3 protein-coding genes and 1 pseudogene are annotated in these 4,042 nt (G+C 51.0%); all 4 read right to left on the bottom strand.

The genetic code is table 11. The features are described 5' to 3' along the window. Positions 1-714 (bottom strand): annotated as a pseudogene (locus F2P67_RS28135) (hypothetical protein); the annotation flags it as partial. Positions 715-771: 57 nt separating this feature from the next. Continuing rightward, entirely contained in the window at positions 772-1,713 is a 942-nt protein-coding gene (locus F2P67_RS21815; RefSeq protein ID WP_166223548.1) for a PoNe immunity protein domain-containing protein, read from the bottom strand. Between the two features lie 5 nt (positions 1,714-1,718). Further along, positions 1,719-3,281 (bottom strand): hypothetical protein, encoded by a 1,563-nt coding sequence (locus tag F2P67_RS21810; RefSeq protein WP_166223545.1) that lies wholly within the window; start codon positions 3,279-3,281, stop codon positions 1,719-1,721. Then, positions 3,278-4,042, bottom strand: a 765-nt coding sequence (locus F2P67_RS21805) for a bacteriophage T4 gp5 trimerisation domain-containing protein (RefSeq protein WP_425511028.1), incomplete at its 5' end; no start/stop codon positions are given. The genes F2P67_RS21805 and F2P67_RS21810, both read right to left, overlap by 4 nt.

The following is a 4,042-nucleotide window of genomic DNA, read 5'->3' as shown; positions in this document are numbered from 1 at the left end:
TGCTTTTGCTTTTTCTTTTGGTGAACTTTCGACGCTTGTGTTTTTGTTGGTGTTGCTCGCATGTCTGGATGGCTTTCCAGATCTGCTGTTATTCTTTTTACTTGGCTGATTTTTTTTTGGAGTAGGGGTTTGCGATTCTTGCTCTGATTTATCTATAGGTTCGAGAATTTCTTCAAGCTTGACGTCACCAAATACACCAAGCTTGGAAATGATGCTCGGTTTCCGCTGTTCTTTTTGAGGGCCAGAGGCTAATGGAGTATTTGTTTCTTTTGTCTTTTTGTCCTGCTTTTCTTTCGCATCGTGTTGCTTTTGTATAAATTTTGGTGTGTCTTCATCTCTGCTTGCTTTAGCTTCGACAATTGCAAACTTTTTTTGCTCGTTAGTGGCCGAATTCGCGCGCCATACCGCATCAATCCCTGTGCCGTTTGCGCCATCATCTAACTTATACAATGCATGCCAAGCTTTAGGGTTACCGCCCATGGAAAGCTTTCCGAGTCTATTTTCGTCCGGGTTCCCATTTGGCCAAGTTCCTTGGGCTCCTTTATCGTGACAGCAGGTGGTTTTGTCGTTGGCCTGGCCTTCGCGGTCCCAGTGGAACTGCACCTTGATGCGGCCGTATTCGTCGCAGTGAATTTCTTCGCCGGCGGGGCCGGTGACGATGGCGGTCTGGCTGCCGAGGACTTTTGGTTTCGGGTGTTCGAGGGCAGGGCGGTAGTGCCATCCCACGCGCTCAGAGTCTGAGTGCACGCTCTGAGCGAATGGCAGGGCTTTCTATTCCTCTCCTGACCAATACCAAATTGTATCGCCCCACTTGGAGTCACTGAAACTTGGCATGATTTCACCTTGTTGAAAGTGACGTCTTGAGTTGGCCTCTGCCGGACTGAACCAATAACCAGTCTTGATGCAAGGTTGCCCTGCATCTACTCTGGAAGCATCAACTGAATTAGTTGGTTTCTGGTTTCTCGCATATTCCACTAGATCTTTTGGATAGACCATGTGATTGATTTTGCTGTCATCGATTCCATAAAGAAAAGCAATTGCTCCGGCCTCAAAGGCCCAATAACCAACATAGTTTCCTTTTTCACCTTGTAGGTGAGTGTCATGCCAAGGCGCTTGCTTGAAAGCGGGATACCATTGTTTGCAGTATTTGTCCAAAAGCTCAGAGGCTTTCTCTTTGCTGTCCGAGTATATTGCCTGGATTAGAGGTGTATAAACGTCATGGTACCATTGGTCGATGTCATGTCTGCCCGGTAGTATTTTTTTTAATAGATCTTCATACAGTGTGTCATCACCAGCGAAGCCGGCCTCATCTGTAATATGGACGAAACGTTTTAGAAGGTCAGGGCGATGTAATAGTATGCATAGACTTATTACTTGTACGCATTCTTCGTATTGATCCGGCCAGTCTTCAATAGAAAGCGGTGAAATATTCGAGGTTCCCTCAGAAATGGCTAGATTTTTCTGCCATATTTCATATTTTTCAATAAGCTCCTCTAATAAAGGCGTCAGAATTTCTATGTCTTCCCCTGCTGTATAGCAGGCGAATATTTTATCAAGTAGCAGATTTTGTAGATGCCCTGCTTTGAGCGAAGCCTCTTCTTCCGGAGAGTCTGATTCGAATTTAGTTGTTTTGCATAGTTCAAGAACTTCACTGTATTCCTTCAAGAAGTTCCTGTACTGGCTTTCGCTATAAAATTTCTGTCGCTGCTTCATGGTTACTATGCCTCGAGCGCAAGGGAAGCTAAGTTCCCGTGCTTTTTGATTAGAGATTTTTTGCGCTTGTTAACAAATTTTTTAACTTCTTCTTCGCCGTAATGAAATGCTTGATGGCTTCTGTGGGTATCCTCGCCAGATGTACTCAGTCTAGCGGCAGCATGTTCTTTAGGACTCAAGCTAGGGTGGTATAAGGGGCAATAAAAAAGATGGCGGCTGTACGAACTTTTGATTAGAAAGGTCAGTGTCGTCCCATAAACAGATTTTTTTATATTTTTATCAATCCACTGTCTGCTCATTTGAACGAGCAATACGGTGGCTTTGTCGGTTGATGCTTTTTCTGTTTTTACCGGCGAAGGTTGACGTCTTCCTGAGTTTAGAGACCTTTTCCCCTGAGCCGCATTACTTTCTTTTTCAATGGGCTCAATTAATTCGCTAGGCTCTACCGAACCAGACACTCCCAGTTTCGAACTGACCCCGGGTTTTCGTGTGTTATTCGGTTTGCGCATGAATTTTGGTGCGTCTTCATCACGGCTCGCTTTTGCTTCGACGATCGCGAATTTCTTTCCGCCGTTATTTTCTGGTTTTGCTCTCCAGATTGCATCAATGCCCGTTCCGTTGGCACCATCAGTTAATTTATAAAGGATATGATCGGCCTTCGGACTCCCGCCAGCCGAAAGTTTCCCCATCTTGCTCGCGCTCGGCACGCCCTCGAGCCATTTCCCATCTGCGCCTTTGTCATGCCCGTCCCAGTCCTTGCCCCAGCCAAACTCCACCGCGCAGATGTAGTCCGCAATGTGTTCGCCGCTGACCCCCAAACCTTCGTTCAAAATGCTGGAAGGGGCCTGAAGGCCCATTTTCGAGGCTTCGACCTGGTTGGAGTGGGTGCCGCTGGCGCCATCGGTGCCTTTCGCTGCAACCGACGAGTCCTTGCTCGCAGGCTTTTCCGCTCGTTTCGGGTGGCTGGAGCCGGAACCGGCCGCCGAGCTGTTGCGCTGCATGCCTTTCCATTTCACCAGCCGCTTTTCAACAATCCCGACCATGGCTGGCATGTTGTCGCGGGAGGCGGCCAGCACGGTGACGACGGAGGTTTTTGCCCAGTTCGGTAGGCTCTGGAACGTGGACGAGCCTTTGACGCCGGTGATGATTTCGTCGAGTTCGCCGCGCAGTTTACCGGCGTCGAATATCTGCTTAAGCAGTTCCTCGGGGCTGGTTTTGATCCCGCATTCCTGCAGGACAAAGCGCAGCAGGTCGAACAGTACCGGCGCATATCGCTGCGGGTCTTTGTTGACGATGCGCAGGCTCTTTTTCAGACCGTCGCCCGGGCCTGGAATCCAGCCGATAACGGCCATCAGCAAATCGAACTGTGCGTCTTCCTTGCCTTCGGTTGACTCCGCGTTGTAGAGAACAATGGAGGATTCGATGGTGTCGTAGGCGTCGATGGCCTGACCCAGGAATGGCACAGCGCCGAGGGCGATGCCTTTCGCCAGTTCTACTGCGGCTTCTTGATAAGCGGCGCTACGGTCTTCGCCGCCCTCGCTTGCACTCTCAGCTACTGCCTCGCTCATGTCAGCCTCCCTGCGGCTTTCTCCACTAATGCTTGTAAATCAACCTGGTTCGGATCCAGGCCGAGCTTGCGTAAATCTTCGTTAACCTTGTCGTCCGAGTTCTGCACAACAGCGACGATTTCGCGGTTGAACGGCCTCGGATCTTCGCCGTAATACACTTTGGCCGGTCCTTTCGGCACGTCCTCCAACCGGGCGAAGCCGTCATCGTCCAGCACGCCCTCACGGGTCGAACCATCAGCAAAATCAACGCGATAAGACGCGCCCGGCACTGGCTCCAGATTGTCGTAATGCAGATTCAGTTCCAGCCACGTCGGATTGGCCTTGGCTTTTTCCATCAACCTTCCGGCAATGTCCGCGGCCGCCAACCCCGGAATCAACGGAATCAAAATCCCGATCCCGCTACCCACGCCCGGTGCACCGCCGGTATTGGCTTTCACCTCGGCGCCGCTGATGGTGACGCCACCGGCATCGACCTTCACAAAACTGCCGCCAGCCTTGGCGGTGAGTTCCATGCCTCCTTCGATCACGACTTTGTCGCCCGCGTGGTAATGGATCTCCGTGCCCGCTTCGACAAACTGCCCCGTGCCGATTTTCACGTGCTGGGTCACGCCCACCGTGAGGTGGTCATCCGCGCGCATTTCGCTGACGCGATCCAGGTGGGTGATGCGGTGTTCTTCGACCTTGAATTCGCTCAGCGTGTTGGCTTCGACGGTGTCGTGGCGTTCGTTGCCGACGCGGATTTTCTGGTCGTGCTCGATGTT

Origin of the sequence: Pseudomonas atagonensis (assembly GCF_011369485.1) — a bacterium.
GTDB lineage: Bacteria > Pseudomonadota > Gammaproteobacteria > Pseudomonadales > Pseudomonadaceae > Aquipseudomonas > Aquipseudomonas atagonensis.
The sequence above is the reverse complement of the archived record's forward strand: the minus strand, read 5'-3'. Positions and strand labels throughout refer to the sequence as shown.